The organism is Faecalibacillus sp. MSK20_93 (assembly GCF_020589945.1).
Classification (GTDB): domain Bacteria; phylum Bacillota_I; class Bacilli_A; order Erysipelotrichales; family Coprobacillaceae; genus Faecalibacillus; species Faecalibacillus intestinalis.
The window spans coordinates 1-427 of sequence record NZ_JAJDKA010000165.1; the positions used below are offsets into that span (position 1 = coordinate 1).

Consider the following 427-nt stretch of genomic DNA (forward strand, 5'->3'; position numbering starts at 1 on the left):
TCAAGTTTGTTTTTTAAATCTTTTTTTCTTTCAGATTTCTGATACGCTTTTTCTTTTTTATGCCATAAAGTTCATATACTTTTTCAAGCAACTTTTTATTCCTGTTTGAATAGAAACCATAGTATCTGATCATTTTAAAGTTTTCATCAGGACAGTGAAGGATAAGATTGTTTATAAAGTTTTCAGCGCTTTCATATATTTCGATATATTTTTCATCCTCATGACGGTTGTACCACCATCTGATCATCTTTTTGTCATCTTCATATTTGATGATGCGGTTTTCAGCCATGGGAGGTCTGGAAGTGTATCTGGTAATGTAGTTGACGCAATCATCAACGTTATTGTCGTCATTGTCTTTTTCTTTCTTTTTAGCGTAGACATAAAAGCCGTTTACAAGTTCTTTATAGAAACGTTGTTTGAGATAATT

At 31.6% G+C, this 427-nt stretch carries 1 protein-coding gene; it reads right to left on the reverse strand.

The window, feature by feature from the left end:
- Positions 1 to 13: 13 nt before the first annotated feature.
- Positions 14 to 427: transposase (locus LJD34_RS16190; RefSeq protein ID WP_227360384.1), on the reverse strand; the 414-nt coding region annotated here is incomplete at its 5' end.